The organism is Bradyrhizobium sp. 41S5 (genome assembly GCF_011516665.3).
GTDB lineage: Bacteria > Pseudomonadota > Alphaproteobacteria > Rhizobiales > Xanthobacteraceae > Bradyrhizobium > Bradyrhizobium quebecense.
In genome coordinates, this window is the sequence record NZ_CP083721.1 from 1719987 (window position 1) to 1738633 (window position 18647).

Below are 18647 nucleotides of genomic sequence, written 5' to 3' on the forward strand. Positions count from 1 at the left end.
AAGGGACACGCATGTCGGCACAGTCCGCGGCATGGCACCCCCGACGTCTGGACCAGATGTCAAAAAGGGGGCGCACCATGGTTGTCGCACGCAACTCAACCGAATCGCTGAAGCGTCAAGGCAGCACCGGCTTCGTCCGGAGCTGGGTCGCATCGGGCGATGCGGGCAGCCGTTCGCTGCGGCGCCGGCTGATCGCGGTGCTGCGACAGGCGCATCGCAGGCTCGGCGTGAAGCGCGACCGGCTGGGGCTTGGGTCGCTGGGTGGTGGCGGGCGGGCGTCGGCCGTTGCGGTGACGCTTGGTGCGTTCACTGTCGTGGTGCTCAGCGCCTCGGCCGCGAGCGCTGGAAGCGTGCAGCTTGGTGGTGGAAGTGCGACCGGCACCGATTCCGTAGCGATCGACACCAATTCGTCGGCCAGCGGCCTGCGCGCCATCGCGATCGGAAGTGGAGCAAACGCGGCCGGCTTGGATGCCGTTGCCCAGGGCACCGGCACCAGCGCAGGCGCCCAGAACGCCATCGCGATCGGTTTTCAGTCGATCGCTTCACAGCTAAACTCTCTCTATCTTGGCTCGCGCACGGCAGCGGGAACCGGCGCGCTTGCTACGAGTGCCATCGGCATCGGCACGGACGTAACGGCATCCCAGGCCGACGCCATTGCGGTTGGGCGTGCATCCGTTGCGTCAGCGCAGTACTCGGTGGCCCTTGGCCTGAACGCGAAGGCAACCGGCACGGGCGGCGCGATGGCGCTTGGCCAGGGCACGGTCTCGAGCGGCGTCAATTCAGTCGCGCTCGGCGTTCAAGCCAACGCCACCGGCGCCGGCGCCAGCGCCTTGGGCACATTCGCCAGTGCCACCGGGGGGAATGCGACCGCTGTCGGTGTCAGTTCCACGGCCAGCGGCAACTATTCATGGGCTGGGGGCTGGTCGTCCGTTGCCTCGGCGGACAGCGCCGTCGCTCTTGGCAAGCAATCCGCCGCGTCGGGGATCAACTCATTCGCCGGAGGTAGCTCCAGCAACGCAGCCGGGGATTTCGCCGTGGCTCTGGGCAATCAGGCACGGGCGCTGAGCATCGGGGGCTCGGTCGCAATCGGATCGGGCGCGATCGTCAACAGTGCCGCGACGGGCGGCATCGCGCTCGGCAACAATGCGGCATCCGCCGGCATCAGTTCGATCGCGACCGGCGTCGGGGCCAGCGCCGCCGGCACAAGTTCGCTGGCGATCGGCACGACCTCAAATGCGAGTGCCGCCGCCAGCACTGCGGTTGGCAACACAGCCGTTGCCAGCGGCCAAAACTCCTCCTCATTCGGGTCTGGAGCGAACGCGACAGGAGACAATTCTCTCGCTGCCGGCGTCAGCGCCAAGGCCAGCGGAACCGCCAGTACCGCACTCGGCATCGGCGCCAAGGCGTCGGCTGCAAGCGCCATCGCCGTCGGCAACAATGCCGCGGCCAGTTCCGCCAACGCGGTAGCCTTGGGCACCAACGCGGTGGCGGCCGGCGGCCAGGCGGTCTCGATCGGCGCGAACAACACCGCCTTTGGCAACGGCGCCGTGGCGATCGGCGATCCCAGCTATGCGAGCGGCACCGGCGCCTTCACCGGCGGCGCGAACAACATCGCCAACAGCGACGGGACGGCAAGCGCCACCGCTGCCAACCAGGCCAACGGCGCCGTCGCGATCGGCAACAACAACAAGGCGATCGGGCAGGGCTCCGTGGCGCTCGGCAATGGCTCCACCGCCGGCGCGGCCGGTCTCGCCGGGAACGTCGCGCTGGGTGACGGCGCAACGGCGGCGGCAAAATCCGGCGATGTCGCACTCGGCTCCGGCAGCGTCACGGCTGCCGCGGTCGGCACGCCAAGTGCGGTGATCAACGGCACCACCTACACCTTCCAGGGCACGACTCCGAACTCGACGGTGAGCGTCGGCGCACCCGGTGCCGAGCGCACCATTACGAATGTCGCCGCCGGGCGGATCAGCGGATCCTCGACCGACGCGATCAACGGTTCGCAGCTCTTCGCCACCAACCAGGCTGTCGACACCATTGGCACCACCGTCAACAACATCAACAATGGCGGCGGCATCAAGTATTTCCACGCCAATTCGACGCTGGCCGATTCGTCTGCCGCGGGTACGAATTCGGTTGCGATCGGCCCGGTGTCGACCGCGACCGGCAGCGGCTCGGTGTCGATCGGCAATGGCGCGAACGCCGCGAATGCCAATGACGTCGCGCTCGGCGCGGGGAGCCAGACCACCACGGCGGTCAACACGCCGAACACGGTGATCAACGGCACCACCTACAGCTTCGCCGGCACGACGGCGACCTCGACCGTCAGCGTCGGCGCACCCGGCGCCGAGCGCACCATCACCAATGTTGCCGCCGGGCGGCTCAACAACGGGTCGACGGATGCGGTCAACGGGTCGCAGCTGTTTGCGACCAACCAGGCGGTCGACGGCCTCGCGACCACCGTCAACAACATCAACACCGGCGGCGGCATCAAGTATTTCCATGCCAATTCGACATTGGCCGATTCGTCGCCGGTTGGGATAAATTCGGTAGCGATCGGCCCGGTGTCGACCGCGACCGGCAGCGGCTCGGTGTCGATCGGCAACGGCGCGAACGCCGCGAATGCCAATGACGTCGCGCTCGGCTCGGGCAGCCAGACCACCACGGCGGTCAACACGCCGAACACGGTGATCAACGGCACCACCTACAGCTTCGCCGGCACGACGGCGACCTCGACCGTCAGTGTCGGTGCGCTCGGCGTCGAGCGCACCATCACCAATGTCGCGGCGGGCCGGATCAGCAACGCTTCGACCGATGCGATCAACGGCTCGCAGCTCTGGGCCACCAACCAGGCGGTCGACGGCCTCGCCACCACCGTCAACAACATCAACACCGGCGGCGGCATCAAGTATTTCCACGCCAATTCGACGCTGGCGGATTCCTCCGCCGTCGGGACCAACTCGGTCGCGATCGGACCGGTGTCGACCGCGACCGGCAGCGGCTCGGTGTCGATCGGCAACGGCGCGACCGCTGCCAACGCCAACGACATCGCGCTCGGCTCGGGCAGCCAGACCACCACGGCGGTCGGCACATCAGGCATCACCATCGGCACCACCAACTATGCATTCGCCGGCACGAACCCGCTCTCGACGGTCAGCGTCGGCTCGGTCGGCAGCGAGCGCACCATCACCAATGTCGCGGCGGGACGGATCAGCAATGGTTCGACCGATGCGATCAACGGCTCGCAGCTGTGGGCCGCGACCTCGGCGATCGACAGCCTGTCGACCGTCGTCAGCAACGGCCTGACGCACTATTATAGCGTCAACGACGGCGGCACCCAGCTGGCGAACTACACCAACAACGGTGCGACCGGTGTCAACTCGATGGCGGCCGGCGTCGCCGCCTCGGCGACCGCCGCCGGTGCGACGGCACTGGGCTACAACACCCAGGCGACGATCGCCGACGGCGTCGCGATCGGCTCGGGCTCGGTATCCGACCGCCCGATCGCGCCGGGTTCCGGCAAGATTGGCGGCACGATCATTCCCTACAACACCACCGATCTTGCGCTGCTCGGCGCGGTGTCGGTCGGCAATGCGACGAGCTATCGCCAGATCACCAATGTGGCCGACGGCACCCAGTCGAGCGACGCCGTCACCGTGCGGCAGCTGACCGGCGCGCTGACCTCGTTCGCGACCACCACGTCGAAGTACTTCCACGCCAACTCGACGCTCGCCGACTCGCTCGCGGTCGGCAACAATTCGGTCGCAGTGGGACCTGCGACCGTGGTCAACGGCGACAACGGCATCGGCATGGGCTTTGGCGCGACCGTGCAGCAGACCGCGCCCGGCGGCATCGCGATCGGCCAGAATTCGCTGTCCAACTTCGCCGATTCGATCGCGTTCGGAACCAGTGCGCAGGCCAACGGCATCCAGTCGGTGTCGATCGGCGCGGGAGCCCAGACCACGAACCCGACCAGCGTCGCGCTCGGTCCGAACGCCAAGGCGACGGCGCAGGCCGGCGACGTCGCGATCGGCGCCAATTCGACCACGCAGGCGGTGGTCAAGACCGCCAGCACCACGATCGGCGGCACCACCTACGCCTTCGCCGGCACCAATCCGACCTCGACCGTCAGCGTCGGCAGCGCCGGCAACGAGCGCACCATCACCAATGTCGCGGCGGGCCAGATCACCTCGGCCTCGACGGACGCGATCAACGGCTCGCAGCTGTGGGCCACCAACACCTCGCTCGCCGCCCTCTATACCACCGTCAGCAACATCAGCACCGGCGGTGGCGGCGTGAAATATTTCCACGCCAATTCCTCCGCGGCGGATTCCTCCGCCGTCGGCGCGGAAAGCGTCGCGATCGGACCGCAGTCGGTCGCAAGCGGAGCGAACGCGATCTCGATGGGCAACGGCTCGGCCGCGTCGGGCGATAATTCGGTCGCGATCGGCGCCGGCGCCAAGGCGACTTCGGCCAACTCGCTGGCGCTCGGTGCCAACTCCACGACGACAGCGAATCTGAGCGATGCGGCCTATACGCCCGTGGTCGGCAAGAGCGTCGCAGGGGTTGCGACCGGCGAAGTGTCGGTCGGCTCGTCCGGCGCCGAACGCCGCGTCACCAACGTTGCCGCCGGCTCGGCGGCCACCGATGCGGTCAACGTCAGCCAGCTGCAGGCGGTCGCGTCGAGCTCGATCCGCTACGACACCGATGCCTCAGGGAACACCACCAACAAGGTGACGCTGAACAGCGGCAGCAGCGGGCCGGTCACCATCAGCAACGTGGCGGCGGGCGTCGCCGGCACCGACGCGGTCAACGTCAACCAGCTCAACAGCGCGTTCCAGCAACTCAACGGCCAGATCGGCGAGGTGCGGCAGGACGCCTGGCGCGCGGCGGCGATCGGCATGGCGGCCGCATCGCTGCGCTATGACGATAGGCCCGGCAAGATCAGCGCATCGGCCGGCGGCGGCGTCTGGCGCAGCCAGGGCGCGCTCGCCTTCGGCATCGGCTACACCAGCGAAAACGGCCGGTTGCGCACCAACGCGGCGGCGACCACCGCCGGAAGCGAATGGGGCGTCAGCGCCGGCGTGAGCCTGACGCTCAATTGACCCTGACGTCGACGAGGCGGCTGGCGTGTCTGGCTTTGGCGATCTGGCTGGCGGAGGCGGCAAGCGCTACCGCGCAGCCTGCGCCGCCACCCGCCTATGCCGTGAAGCCATCGGACGTCGTGGTGCCGGAAGGCGAGACGCTCGGCGAGTTCAGGCGGATGATCCAGCCGTTCAAGAACTGGACGTTGATCTGCGACGAGAGCCTGAAATCGAAGCGCCGCGTCTGCAACATCACGCAATCGATCGTCAACGCGCAGGGCGCGGTCGCCTTCAACTGGTCGCTGATTGCGACCGCCGACGGCAAGCCGCTGATGGCGATGCGGATTCCCGCGGCCGCCGGCGTCGGCCTGCAGATCGAGCTCGCAATGGGCGATAGTCCCGATCGCATCATCGCGCAGACCGATCGCTGCGACGCCAGTTTCTGCTTCGCGACGATCGCGATCGGCAATGTGCTGAGGCGGCACATCCGCGCGGCGACGCCGTGCCTGGTGTCGTATCCCCTTCCGCAAGGCGGGCCGGTCGTGCTGGAGGCGCCGCTCGACGGACTGTCCGGCGTGCTGGCGAAACTGAAATAAGCCGGGGTCGGACATGCGGATGTGGCGTTCCGGTATTCGGCTCGAGACTGACAGCGAAGTGAAAAGGACGGATGGTCGATGCGGCACACCTTGGGATTGATCTTTGTTGCGGTCGTCGTGGCCGCGCTCGGTGCCGCCGGCGTCGTGGTCTATGCGCAGCAGACCCAGCCGGTACCATTGCAGCCGGCCGCGCCGGCGCCGGCCAGGAAGCCCGCCGCTGCAAAGCCGCAGCCGCACAAACAGCGTCCGCAGGAGGCGCAGACGCCACCGGCGGCCGCCGCATCCGTTCCGCCCCAGCAGGCGGGGCAGCAGCCGACAGTGTTCGACGAGCATGCACGGCAGGGCAATGTCGTGACCTGCGCCAATCTGTTCGGAACGCTCGGCCGCGGTCTCGCGACCAACTCCAACTACACCGCGCAATCGCAGTGGGATGCCAAGGCCGGCAATTCGCATTCGGTGCAGTCGCTGGTCGCGCTCGCGCCAATCCAGGCGCCCCAGGGCAGCGCTGCCCAGCGCGCCGCCGGCATCGTGTTCGCCGCGCCGGTCGGATCGTCCTGCGAAGGCAATCTGGTGCGGGTGACGCCAAGCGCGGAAAGCTGCCCGACAGTTGCTGCGGAACTCGCCAAGCTCAACGGGCAGAACGGCACGCTCGGTGATCTCGCGACGATCGCACTGCCAAACGGCGCGCAGGTGGTGCTGATTCCGTTCGGCAATGCCTGCGTCGCGGTGACCGCGCTGCGGGTCGCCGGATAACGCGGCCGCTCGGCGCCAGCTGCGCCGGGCGCGTGTCTCCTCGCATCCATCTCTCCTCCGCAAGGCACCTGGCAATCGCGGCGCTGATCCCCCGCGAGCCACCGAAGATGAGGGCGGCACGCGATCTGTCGCGTGCGCTGACCTCCAAACCTGCCCGCTAACATCTTGGCGATCAGCCATCAAAGGGCTGGATTTCCGGCTCCGGATCGTCAATTCTGATTTGGAACTTACCATCCGTGCCAAACGCGGAGGAGATGTCCTATGGAGGAAGCGTGTCCGGAGCGGTTTGTCCGCAAGGTCGGCGGTGAGCTGGTGTCGTCCGTCATCGCGCGGTCAGAGCCGATCAGGGTCGAGTTGCTCAGCCGGACCTCGCGGCCGCGCATGAACTGGCACTTCCGCCAGCCCGAGCTGACGTTGTTCTGGTTCCGCAACGGCTGCTCGCGATTGCAGGCCACGATCAACGGCCGTCCGGTCGAATATGACTTCTCGAGGGCGGCGAATCTCGCGCTGTTTCCCGCCGGTACCGAGATCGAGGGGGAGTGGTCGGTCGGGCCGGCGTTCGACTATGTCGTCGTCTTCCTCGACCCAAAATTCGTGCAGAGCCGCCTCAATGGCTTGATCGAAACGCCCGCGATTGCGTTCGGCCATGATCAGCTCTGTCGCGGTCTTTCCGAACTTTGCCAGGAAGCGACCACGCCGGACAATCTGTTCGATCTGTTCGCCGAAGGCTGGGCCAGCCAGGCGCTGGCCCATATGGCGCGGCTGTCGCGCGGCGCGGAACCGGCGAAGGCGCCGAGCCGCGGCGGACTGCCGGCGCTCAAGCTGCGGCGGATCGAGGCGTTCGTCCGGGCCAATCTTGGCGAGACGATCTCGTTGTCGGCACTGTCCGATGTCGCCGGCCTGAGCAAGCGACATTTCCTGCGCGCGTTCCAGGAGAGCACGGGCACCAGCCCGCATCGCTATGTGCTCGGCCTGCGCATCGAGGTGGCCAAGCGTCGCCTCAGCGACACCGATGAGAGCCTGACCAGCATCGCGCTGGCGTCGGGATTCAGCCACGCCCAGCATTTCTCGTCGACCTTCAGGCAAGTCACGGGTGTCAGCCCGTCGGTGTTCCGGCAGCAGACGCGGGTGTGAGTTTCGGCGCTTTTTTGCAAGTCGAGGCGCTTTCCAGCAAGCGCCGGCGCACGGTCCATCGTATGCCGAGGTTGCGCTCAGGGTTCGGTCGCGTCCGCGCATTGGAGAAGGAAGCAAAGCATGCCAGGGCCATTGGCGGGAGTTCGCGTACTTGATCTGACCGGTGTCGTTTCGGGCCCGTTCGCGACGATGTTTCTGGCCGATCAGGGCGCGGATGTCCTGAAGGTCGAACCGATCGGCGGCGACATCACCCGCCGCAGCCGGGCCAATGTCGACAAGACCGGCGAGTTCTCGGCGCTGTTCATCTCGTCGAACCGCGGCAAGCGTTCGCTCGCGATCGACATGAAGACCGATGCCGGCCGGGACGTGCTGGGCAAGCTGGTCCTGCAGTCCGACGTGCTGGTGCAGAATTTCCGGCCCGGCACGATGGAACGTCTCGGGCTCGGTCCGGACGAGGTGCGCAAGAAGAACCCGCGGCTGATCTATGTCTCGATTAGCGGCGTCGGCGAAGACGGGCCTTACGCCAAGAAGCGCGTCTATGATCCGATCGTGCAGGCCCTGTCGGGCTTCTGCGATATACAGGCGCAGCCGGTGACCAACCGTCCGCAGATGATCCGGACCATCGTGGCCGACAAGACGACGGCGGTCTATGCCGCGCAGGCGATCACGGCGGCGCTCTACGCGCGGGAAAAATCCGGCAGCGGCCAGCATATCCAGGTGGCGATGCTCGACGCGATGATCGCCTATCTCTGGCCGGAAGGCATGATGCAATACACCGTGGTCGGCCGCGAGCAGGCGACGGCCGATCCGAACGATCGTCCCGATCTGGTGTTTCAGACCTCGGATGGCTATCTCACCTGCGGGACGATCTCCGACTCCGAATGGCAGGGCTTCTGCAAGGCGACCGGTGATCCGGAGCTCGCCAACGATGCGCGTTTCGCCACGCCGGCCTCGCGCTCGGTCAATGCAACGGCGCGCATCAACAGGATGCAGGACTATATCGGCAGGCACACCACCGCCGAATGGCTCGCGCGGCTCGATGCGGCCGACGTGCCGTGCGCGCCGATCCTGCGGCGCGGCGAGATCATCGCCAACGAGCAGGTTGTCGCGCGCGGGCTGATCGCCGAGCTCGAGCAGCCCGGGGTCGGCACCGTGCGGCAGCCCAAGCCCGCGGCGCGCTTCGATGTCGATGCCGCCGCGATCGGCGGCCCGGCGCCGCGCATCGGCCAGCACACCAGGCAGGTGCTGTCCGACCTCGGCTACGGCGATGCCGCCATCGACGCGATGATCGAACAGAAGGCCGTGCGCGCGGTCTGAGTGACCGCGCCGCGCAACGTACCCATTCCTGAACTGAACAACCGCCGTCGGTGGGAGATGTCCTATGGCCGAGACGAACAAGACTGCCTTATTGGTTGGCGCGGGCGATGCGATCGGCGCCGCGGTGGCGCGGCGCTTCGCCGCCGGCGGCTACACCGTCTGCATCGCGCGGCGCGATGCGGCGAAATCGGGCGCCCTGGTGGAGGAGCTGACCGGCGCCGGAAGCCGGGTGCATGCGCTCAGTGTCGACGCGCGGCGCGAGTCCGAGGTGCAGGAGCTTTGCGAGCGGGTCGAACGCGAGATCGGGCCGATCGAGGTCTGCCTGTTCAATGCCGGCTCGAACGTCAAGAAGGAGCTGCACGAGACCAGCGAAAAGCTGTTCTTCAAGGCCTGGGAGCTCGCCTGCTTCGCCGGCTTCCTGGTCGGGCGCGAGGCGACCCGGCACATGCTGCGGCATGGCCGCGGCACCATGCTGTTCACCGGCGCAACCGCGAGCGTGCGCGGCAGCAGCGGCTTTGCGGCATTCGCATCCGCCAAGTTCGGCCTGCGCGCGGTCGCCCAGGCGATGGCGCGCGAGCTCGGACCGAAGAACATCCATGTCGCGCATCTCCTGATCGATGCCGGCGTCGACAGCCCGGCCATTCACCAGCGGATGAAGGCCGCAACGGGCGTCGATGCGTCGGCGATCCCGCCGGATTCCCTGACGCGGACATCGTCCATCGCCGAGGCTTACTGGTTCGTGCACCAGCAGAGCCGCGACGGATGGAGCCATGAACTGGATCTGCGTCCCTCCGTCGAGAAATGGTGACGTCATGCCGGAGACGCTGACGCTATGGGGGGTGGGGACATCGCGGACGATCCGGGCCCATTGGGCGTTGCACGAATTGGGGCTGGACTATCACTGCAAGCCGATCCTGCCGCGCTCCGGCGAGACCAAGACGCCGGAATACACCCTGCTCAATCCGCGGCAGAAGATTCCGCTGCTGCAGGATGGCGATTTCACGATCGGGGAGAGTGCCGCCATCGTCGCCTATCTGGCGCGCCACTACTCCAACTCGAATGTTTCGCTCGTTCCCGTCGGGGAGCGCGATTTCGCACGATGGCTGGAATGGTGCTTCTTCATCGTGGCCGAGCTCGACTCGACCAGCCTCTACGTGATGCGTCGCCATGACGTCCAAGGCCTCGCCCATATCTACGGCCATGCTCCGGATGTCGTCGTGAAAGCGGCCGAGTATTTCCGCCAGCAGCTGCGGCATGTCGAGGTCGCCTTGTCGGACGGCCGCCAATATCTGATGGGCGATCGGTTCACCAGCGCGGATATCCTGCTCGCGACATGCTTGGTATGGGCGATCGATTACGGTGTCGGGGTTTGCGACGTCGCAACGCCCTATCTCGACCGCGTCACGGCGCGACCGGCCTACAAGGCGAGCGTGGCAGTCAACACCGTGAAGGTCTGATCGGTCGCGCCATTCAGGGGTGGCGCCGCCGGGGACCGCCGATCTCGCATCCTGGCATCAGGCCGAACCGGCCGTGCAGCCCGCGCCAGAGGCTGCCGCAAAGTACGCTCAGAAGCTTGCGCATCGACTTCCCCTCGACATCCGCCGACTGCGATCCTGCTGACGTCGGTGAGGGAATGACAGAGCCAATTCTGAGCAGGCCTGCGTAGTTTTTAAGCAGAGCGCGCTCGCGGCCGCGCGGCGCGCGCCGAAAAATCTCATCAGATTCAAAAGGCGGCGGTGTGGCACGCCTCGTGCATCAATGGCGCTGAGTTGGCCGCTAGGGTTCCGATCTTGCGAAGCAAGGTGCTGGTCCGAGAGCAGCCGCTTGCGGGGGAGACATCCCCGCAGGTGCACGGCGGGATAAAAGCCCGGGAGACCTCGTTAGCCAAGGGATTGGCGGAGCGATGGTCTTTTCGCCAGTCCCTTTTTGTGAAGTTTCGCAAGAGGGATCGGCAATGAACAAGTTCGTTTTCTTCCTCCGCTCTGTTGTCACCGGCTGCGCGATCGTGCTCGCGGCCGCATCCGTCGCTGACGCCGCACCGAAGAAAAGCTTCAAGGTCGCCTGGTCGATCTATGTCGGGTGGATGCCGTGGGGCTATGCGGCCGACACCGGCATCGTCAAGAAGTGGGCCGACAAATACGGCATCACGATCGAGGTCAAGCAGCTCAACGACTACGTCGAATCGATCAACCAGTACACCGCCGGCGGCTATGATGCCGTCACCATCACCAACATGGACGCGCTGTCGATTCCGGCGGCAGGCGGTGTCGACACCACTGCGGTCGTGATGGGCGATTTCTCCAACGGCAACGACGCCGTGATCCTCAAGAACAAGTCGGATCTTGCCGCGATCAAGGGGCAGACGGTCAACCTGGTCGAGTTCTCGGTGTCGCACTATCTGCTGGCCCGCGCGCTCGAGACCAGCAAGCTGAACGAGAAGGACGTCAAGGTCGTCAACACCTCCGATGCCGATATCGCCGCCGCCTACAAGACGCCCGACGTCAACGCGGTCGTGACCTGGAATCCGATCGTGACGGAAATCCTCGGCTCGCCCGATGCAAAGAAGGTGTTCGACTCCTCGCAGATCCCCGGCGAGATCATGGACCTGATGGTGGTCAACACCGCGGTCGCCAAGGACAATCCGGATTTCGCCAAGGCGCTGGTCGGCATCTGGTACGAGACGCTGTCCAAGATGACGGCGAACGATCCCGCCGCGAAGGCCGCCAAGGAGGCGATGGCCAAAGCCTCCGGCACCGACCTCGCGGGCTTCGACAGTCAGCTCTCGACCACAAAACTGTTCGACAAGGCAACGGACGCCGAAGCCTTCACACGCAGCCAGACCATCGGCGTGACCATGGATCGCGTCCGCAAGTTCCTGTTCGAGAAGGATCTGCTGGGCAAGGGCGCGAAATCCGCCGACGCCGTCGGGATCGAGCTAGCCGACAAGTCGGTGCTGGGCGACAAGTCGAACGTCAAGCTGCGCTTCGACCCGACCTACATGGACGACGCCGCCAAGGGCAAGCTCTGACGCCAAGCCCTGACGCGCATCGCGTTGCCTCAAGCAGGAGCCGGACATGCGACTTGTGAACATACGGCCGGGACGGCAGACGCGATTCTATCTGCTCGCGCTGCCGTTCGTATTGGTCGCAATCGCCTACTTCGCCGGCTCCAGCGCGCGGCTTACGCAAAACCCGAACGACAAGCTGCTGCCGGCGCTGCCCAGCATGGTGCAGGCCGTCAAGCAGATGGCGTTCGAGGTCGATCCGCGCACCGGAGGCTATCTGATGGCCTCCGACACCGTCGCCAGCCTGGGGCGACTGGGGTCGGCGCTGGCGATCTCGACGGTGGCGGCGCTCGTCCTCGGCATCGTGATCGGGCTGTTGCCGGGCGCCAATGCCCTGCTCGGGCCGTTCGTGTCGGTGACTTCGATGGTGCCGCCGCTGGCGTTGTTGCCGATCCTGTTCATCGTGATGGGCCTCGGCGAGAACGCGAAGATTGCGCTGATCGTGATCGGGACGCTGCCCTGCATGATCCGTGACCTCGCCATGAAGGTGCAGGAGCTGCCGCGCGAGCAGATCGTCAAGGCGCAGACGCTCGGCGCCTCGACCTGGCAGATCGCGCTGCGCGTCGCGATGCCGCAAACCCTGCCGCGGCTGATCGACGTGCTGCGGCTGCAACTCGGCCCGGCCTGGCTGTTCCTGATCGCGGCCGAGGCGATCGCCTCGGATTCCGGGCTCGGCTACCGGATCTTCCTGGTGCGCCGCTATCTCGCGATGGACGTCATCATCCCCTACGTCGCCTGGATCACGCTGCTGGCGTTCCTGATCGATGTCGGACTGCGCGTCATGCAGCGCAGGCTGTTTCCCTGGTTCGCCTCGGTGAGGGCGGAATGAGCGCGATCCGGTTCGACGACGTCTGGAAGGAATATGGCGATCACATCGTGCTGGAGCGCATCACGATGGAGGTCGAGCCGCGCGCGTTCATTGCGCTGGTCGGCCCGTCCGGCTGCGGCAAGACCACGCTGCTGCGGATGCTGCTCGGCGAGGAGCAGCCGAGCCGCGGCCATATTCTGGTCGATGGCAAGCTGCTGCCCGGCGAGCCGGATGCCGACCGCGGCGTGGTGTTCCAGCGCTACTCGGTGTTTCCGCATCTGACGGTCTTGCAAAACGTCATGCTCGGTCGCGAGTTGCGCGACGCCAAATTCACGGCCCGGCTGTTCGGCGCCGCGCGGCGCGCCGCCACCGACGACGCCATGAAGCTGCTCGCCGAGGTCGGGCTCGCCGGTCAAGAGAGCAAATATCCGTCGGCGCTGTCGGGCGGCATGCAGCAGCGCCTCGCACTGGCGCAGGCGATCATGCGCGGACCGAAAATCCTGCTGCTCGACGAGCCGTTCGGCGCGCTCGATCCGGGGATCCGCGCCGACATCCACCTGTTGATGAAGCGGCTCTGGAACGAAACCCATCTGACGGTCGTGATGGTGACGCATGACCTCAGCGAAGCCTTCGGGCTCGCGACGCGCGTGATCGCGCTGGAGCGGCAGCGCAACCGGCCGGAGGAGCGCGAACGCTACGGCGCCACGGTGTCACGCGACCTCGAGATATTCCCACGCCGCAGCGCCGAGCCGCGGTCATCAGTTCAACCAGCTCCGGTCGGGACGACCCGGTCAGACCAGGAGCATCAGCCGGGACGGCCCGGCGCTCTCGTCTTGAAGGAGCAACCATGATCCTCACAGAGGAACAGAAGGCCGAGATCGCGGCGCATACCCGACGCTACAACGAGCTGAAGGCGGCAGGGCAGGAGCACGCGCCGCGGGCGCTGCCACAGCCGACCTCGCGCGATGCCGTGCCGATCGCCGCTGATGCGATCATCCATCGGGAGGTGATTCCGGCCGGCTGGTACTGGACCACGCGGCTGAACCGCGGCGATACGCTGCGTATCGTCAACAGTTCGGGGACATCGACCGTCAGCCTGCTCGCCTGGAACAGCGCCGATCCCATCGAGCGGCTCAACCATGCAGACACCATCAAGGTACAGTGGGCGGCGCGGCTGCAGAAGGGACGCGTCCTGCTCTCGGACATGGGGCGCGCGTTGCTCGGCATCACCGAGGACAGCAGTGCCGCGCATGATGCGGTGGTCGGCGGCTCGACCGCGGCGACCAACCTGGCGAAGTACGGCGAAGGGAGTTTCCGCAATACGCGCGACAATTTCATCCTCGCCGCGGCCAAGCTCGGGCTCGATCGCCGCGACGTCCATCCCTGCGTCAGCTTCTTTGCGCCGGTCGCGATCGACGCGGACGGCAAGTTTGTCTGGTCCGACGCGCGCCGGCAAAAGGGTGATTTCGTCGATCTGCGCGCGGAGATGGACCTGCTGATTGCGCTGTCGAACTGTCCGCATCCGCTCGATCCCGCGGAAAGCTATCCGCTGGCGAGCGTGGAGATCGTGCGCTATCGCGCCAATGCGATTGCGGCTGACGATCTGTGCCGTACCGCGACCGCCGAGGCGATCCGCGCCTATCAGAACAATGCGCTGTATCTCGGCGAGACGAACGAAGGAGCCGTGCGATGACCACGCAATCCGCTGAGGCCCGCGGCCGCGTCGTTCTCGACGTGGAAATTCCCGCGCGCAAGCCGTGGTCAGCCGTCATCCGCAAGGGGCAGAGGCTGCGGATCACGGACACCCATGGCCAGCAGGCGGTCGATACGCTGTTCTATCGTGCCGATGATTTTGGCGAGCGCTACAGCGGCCAGGACACGCTGCGCGCGCAGGGCTCGGCCTATGTCGGGCTCGGCACACGGATCATGTCCAGCGAAGGACGCGTGATGCTGCGCGTTACCGACGATAGTTGCGGCCTGCACGACACCTCGGCGGGAGCCTGCTCCTGCGAGAGCAACACCGTGCGGTTCGGTCACCAGACCCGCTACCAGCACGCGTGCCGCGAGAATTTCGTGATCGAGGCCGCGAAATACGGCATGTCGAAACGCGACATCGTGCCGAACCTGAACTTCTTCATGAACGTGCCGATCGATCCGGCCGGCAATTTCACCGTGGTCGATGGTGTTTCGAAGCCCGGTGACGCGATCGAGCTCGTCGCCGAGATGGACGTGCTGTGCCTGATCTCGAACTGTCCGCAGATCAACAATCCCTGCAACGGCTTTTTCCCGACGCCGGTTCAGGTCACGATCTTCGAGCCGGAGGCGTGAGGCATGTTCAGCAAGGTCCTGATTGCCAACCGCGGCGAGATCGCCGGGCGGATCGGCAGAACATTGCGCGATATGGGCATCGGCTCGGTCGCGGTCTATTCCGATGCCGACCGCTTCACGCGGCCGGTGCTCGAGGCCGACGAGGCGGTGCGCATCGGCCCGGCGCCGGCGGCCGAGAGCTATCTCAACGTCGATGCGATCATGGCGGCCTGTCTTGCGACCGGCGTGCAGGCGGTGCATCCCGGTTACGGCTTCCTGTCGGAGAACCGCCGCTTTGCCGAACGGCTCGCCGAACACGGCATCGCGTTCATCGGGCCGCGGCCGGAGCATCTTGACGCCTTCGGCCTCAAGCACCGTGCGCGCGAGATCGCCGAGCGCAGCGGCGTGCCGCTGCTGCCGGGCTCCGGCCTGCTGGAGACCATCGACGAGGCGGTGCGCGAGGCTGACAGAATCGGCTTTCCGGTGATGCTGAAAAGCACGGCGGGCGGTGGAGGCATCGGCATGCAGCTCTGCCACGACATGGCGACGCTGCGCGAACGCTTTGAATCCGTGCAGCGCACGGCGCGGGCGAGCTTCGGCGACGCGCGGGTCTATCTCGAGCGGTTCGTCGCCAAAGCGCGCCACATCGAGGTGCAGATTTTCGGCAACGGCAGGGGTGACGTGGCCGCGCTCGGCGAACGCGATTGCTCGTTGCAGCGGCGCAACCAGAAGGTTTTTGAGGAGACCCCCGCGCCGGGGCTGTCCGCCGAGATCAGGCAACGGCTGCACGCGGCCGCGGTGGCGCTCGGCAAGGCGGTGGCTTACGAATCCGCCGGCACGGTGGAGTTCATCTACGACGTCGCGCGCGAGGACTTCTATTTCCTCGAAGTCAACACCCGTCTCCAGGTCGAGCATCCCGTCACCGAGCAGGTCTATGGCGTCGATCTCGTCGAATGGATGATCCGGCAGGCAGCGGGCGAGGATGTGCTGGGCAATGCCGGCGCGCTCGCGCCAATGGGCGCGGCGATCGAGGTGCGGCTCTATGCCGAGAACCCGGGCGCAGGCTTCCGCCCAAGTGCGGGCCGGCTGACGCAGGTCAGCTTTTCGCCGGACGCACGGATCGACGGCTGGATCGAGACCGGCACGGAAGTTTCGCCATTCTACGATCCGATGCTGGCCAAGATCATCGTGTCGGCCGAGACGCGCGAGGCCGCGATCGCAAAGCTGGCGCAAGCGCTCGATGACACGGTGGTGGCCGGGATCGAAACCAATCTGGATTATCTCCGCGCGATCGCAGCGTCCGACGTGTTCCGCAGCGGCAAGGTGGCGACCAGCGTGCTCGGCGCGTTCGCCTACCGCCCCCGCACCATCGATGTCGTCGCACCCGGTGCGCAGAGCGGGGTGCAAGAATTGCCCGGTCGCCTGCATCTCTGGCATGTCGGCGTGCCGCCGAGCGGGCCGATGGACGAGCGCTCGTTTCGTCTCGCCAACCGCGTGGTCGGAAATCCGGAGACCACGACCGCGCTGGAGCTGACCGTCAACGGGCCGACCTTGCGCTTCAACACCGATGCGATCGTCGCGCTCTCGGGCGCACGCATGAAGGCATCGCTCGATGGTGCCGAGGTCGTCCATGACGAGCCGGTCGCGGTGCGCGCGGGCCAGATGCTCGTGATCGGCAGCATCAAGGGCCCGGGCCAGCGCGCCTATCTCGCCGTGCGTGGCGGCATCGACGTGCCCGAGATCCTGGGATCGCGAGCGGTGTTCGCGCTCGGCGCGTTCGGCGGCCATGCGACGGGCTCGCTGAAGGCCGGCGACGTGCTGCATATCGGTGCCGAGCGATCCGGCCTCGCAACGCCGCGGCGCGCAACGGAGGACGAGCGGCCAGAGCTGACTTCTGCGTGGCAGATCGGCGTGATCTACGGCCCGCATGGCGCGCCGGATTTCTTCCTCGACGAGGACATCGAGACGCTGTTCGCGGCGAGCTACGAGGTGCACTTCAACAGTGCCCGCACCGGTGTGCGGCTGATCGGTCCGAAGCCGCGCTGGGCGCGCGCCGATGGCGGCGAGGCCGGGCTGCATCCGTCGAACATCCACGACAATGCCTATGCGGTCGGCTCGATCGACTTCACCGGCGACATGCCGATCATCCTGGGTCCAGATGGACCGAGTCTCGGCGGCTTCGTCTGTCCGGCGGTCGTCGCGCGCGACGAACTGTGGAAGATCGGTCAGCTCCGGCCCGGCGACACCGTCCGCTTCGTGCCGGTGAAACGCGACGATCCGGTCGCCGGCCCTACGGTGCTGCGCGCGCCCGAGCTCGGCGCGGCCATCGTCGGACGCAATGATGATGGCCCGATCCCGGTGGTCTATAGGCGCGCCGGCGACGACAATCTCCTGGTCGAATATGGCCCGATGGAGCTCGACATTGCGCTGCGGCTGCGCGTCCATGTGCTGGCGCAGGCGCTGGAGGAAGCGAAGCTTGGCGGCCTGATCGACCTGACGCCCGGCATTCGCTCGTTGCAGATCCATTATGACGGCACGGCGCTGTCGCGAACGAAGCTGCTAGACGTGCTCAGGCGGATCGAGCGCGACTTGCCGCCGGTCGATGCCATGCGGGTGCCGAGCCGGACCGTGCATCTGCCGCTGTCGTGGCGGGATCCAGAGGCAGAGCTTGCGATGCGCAAATATCAGGAGCTGGTCCGCGCGGATGCGCCATGGTGTCCGTCGAATGTCGAGTTCATCCGGCGCATCAACGGGCTCGGCAGCGAGGACGACGTCCGCCGCATCGTGTTCGACGCGGATTATTTCGTGCTCGGCCTTGGCGACGTCTATCTCGGCGCGCCGGTGGCAACGCCGCTCGACCCGCGGCACCGGCTGGTGACAACGAAGTACAATCCGGCGCGGACCTGGACGCCGGAGAACGCGGTCGGCATCGGCGGCGCCTATATGTGCATCTACGGCATGGAGGGGCCGGGCGGCTACCAGCTGTTTGGCCGCACCATCCAGGTCTGGAACACCTGGCGCACCACGCGGGTGTTCGAACCTGATCAGCCCTGGCTGCTGCGGTTCTTCGACAAGATCCGCTTCTTCCCGGTCGATGCCCACGAACTGCTCGACGCCCGCGCCGCATTTCCGCACGGCCAATACGACATCAGGATCGAGCAGGGCGAGTTCTCCTACGCCGACTATGCGAAATCGTTGGCCGAAGCGCGGCCGTCGATCACCGCGTTCAAGGCGACGCAGCAAGCGGCGTTCGATGCGGAGCGTCAGCGCTGGCGCGAGATGAAGCTCGACGAGACGCCGGCGGAATCGATCGATGCGAGCGTCGCAACGACCGGCATTCCCGACGGCCAGATCGGCGCGTTCTCGGAGGTGCCCGGCAACATCTGGAAGATCCTGGTCGAGGAAGGCGCCGTGGTCGCAGCCGGCGACTTGCTCGCCATCATCGAGTCCATGAAGATGGAGATATCAGTGCATTCGCCGAGCGCTGGCCGCATTGCGTCGGTGCCGGTCAAGCCCGGCCAGACCCTGCGCGCGGGCGATGTGGTGGCGTTGATCCGGCCGGAGTAGATGCGGCCGCGTCGATC

Annotated in this window: 13 protein-coding genes and 1 riboswitch; all 13 genes read left to right on the top strand. The window is 66.5% G+C overall.

Translation table 11 applies throughout. From position 1 onward, the window contains the following. The first annotated feature begins 77 nt into the window (after window positions 1–77). Window positions 78–5105 carry a beta strand repeat-containing protein gene (locus HAP47_RS08075; protein ID WP_173638703.1) on the top strand — a complete coding sequence of 1676 codons (5028 nt, stop codon included), beginning with the start codon at window positions 78–80 and terminating at the stop codon, window positions 5103–5105. After that, on the top strand, window positions 5102–5680 hold the full coding sequence (locus tag HAP47_RS08080) for an invasion associated locus B family protein (protein ID WP_173638702.1): 579 nt from the start codon (window positions 5102–5104) through the stop codon (window positions 5678–5680). The genes HAP47_RS08075 and HAP47_RS08080 overlap by 4 nt, the downstream gene beginning before the upstream one ends. A gap of 78 nt (window positions 5681–5758) precedes the next feature. Beyond that, window positions 5759–6433 (top strand): hypothetical protein, encoded by a 675-nt coding sequence (locus HAP47_RS08085; protein WP_173638701.1) that lies wholly within the window; start codon window positions 5759–5761, stop codon window positions 6431–6433. Window positions 6434–6694: 261 nt separating this feature from the next. Then, window positions 6695–7567 (top strand): helix-turn-helix domain-containing protein, encoded by an 873-nt coding sequence (locus HAP47_RS08090; RefSeq protein WP_173638700.1) that lies wholly within the window; start codon window positions 6695–6697, stop codon window positions 7565–7567. Window positions 7568–7687: 120 nt separating this feature from the next. Beyond that, window positions 7688–8884, top strand: coding sequence for a CaiB/BaiF CoA transferase family protein (locus tag HAP47_RS08095; RefSeq protein WP_173638699.1), 1197 nt, complete (start codon window positions 7688–7690; stop codon window positions 8882–8884). Window positions 8885–8948: 64 nt separating this feature from the next. Beyond that, a complete protein-coding gene (locus tag HAP47_RS08100) occupies window positions 8949–9692 on the top strand; it encodes an SDR family NAD(P)-dependent oxidoreductase (RefSeq protein WP_173638698.1) in 744 nt (247 codons plus the stop codon). 4 nt (window positions 9693–9696) lie between these two features. Next, window positions 9697–10341, top strand: coding sequence for a glutathione S-transferase family protein (locus HAP47_RS08105; protein ID WP_176396227.1), 645 nt, complete (start codon window positions 9697–9699; stop codon window positions 10339–10341). Window positions 10342–10649: 308 nt separating this feature from the next. Next, window positions 10650–10760: riboswitch (guanidine-I (ykkC/yxkD leader) on the top strand. A 78-nt stretch (window positions 10761–10838) separates the two neighbouring features. Then, window positions 10839–11912 (top strand): putative urea ABC transporter substrate-binding protein, encoded by a 1074-nt coding sequence (locus HAP47_RS08110; RefSeq protein WP_173638696.1) that lies wholly within the window; start codon window positions 10839–10841, stop codon window positions 11910–11912. A 46-nt stretch (window positions 11913–11958) separates the two neighbouring features. Beyond that, on the top strand, window positions 11959–12777 hold the full coding sequence (locus tag HAP47_RS08115) for an ABC transporter permease (protein WP_173638695.1): 819 nt from the start codon (window positions 11959–11961) through the stop codon (window positions 12775–12777). Beyond that, window positions 12774–13607 carry an ATP-binding cassette domain-containing protein gene (locus HAP47_RS08120; protein ID WP_173638694.1) on the top strand — a complete coding sequence of 278 codons (834 nt, stop codon included), beginning with the start codon at window positions 12774–12776 and terminating at the stop codon, window positions 13605–13607. The genes HAP47_RS08115 and HAP47_RS08120 overlap by 4 nt, the downstream gene beginning before the upstream one ends. After that, on the top strand, window positions 13604–14449 hold the full coding sequence (locus HAP47_RS08125) for an urea amidolyase associated protein UAAP1 (protein ID WP_173638693.1): 846 nt from the start codon (window positions 13604–13606) through the stop codon (window positions 14447–14449). Before HAP47_RS08120 ends, HAP47_RS08125 begins: the two co-directional genes overlap by 4 nt. Continuing rightward, the gene (locus tag HAP47_RS08130; protein ID WP_173638692.1) at window positions 14446–15084 is read left to right on the top strand and encodes an urea amidolyase associated protein UAAP2; all 639 of its coding nucleotides are present in this window, start codon (window positions 14446–14448) and stop codon (window positions 15082–15084) included. Before HAP47_RS08125 ends, HAP47_RS08130 begins: the two co-directional genes overlap by 4 nt. Window positions 15085–15087: 3 nt before the next feature. Beyond that, window positions 15088–18630, top strand: a complete 3543-nt coding sequence (gene uca, locus HAP47_RS08135; protein WP_173638691.1) for an urea carboxylase — start codon at window positions 15088–15090, stop codon at window positions 18628–18630. The last annotated feature ends 17 nt before the right edge of the window (window positions 18631–18647 follow it).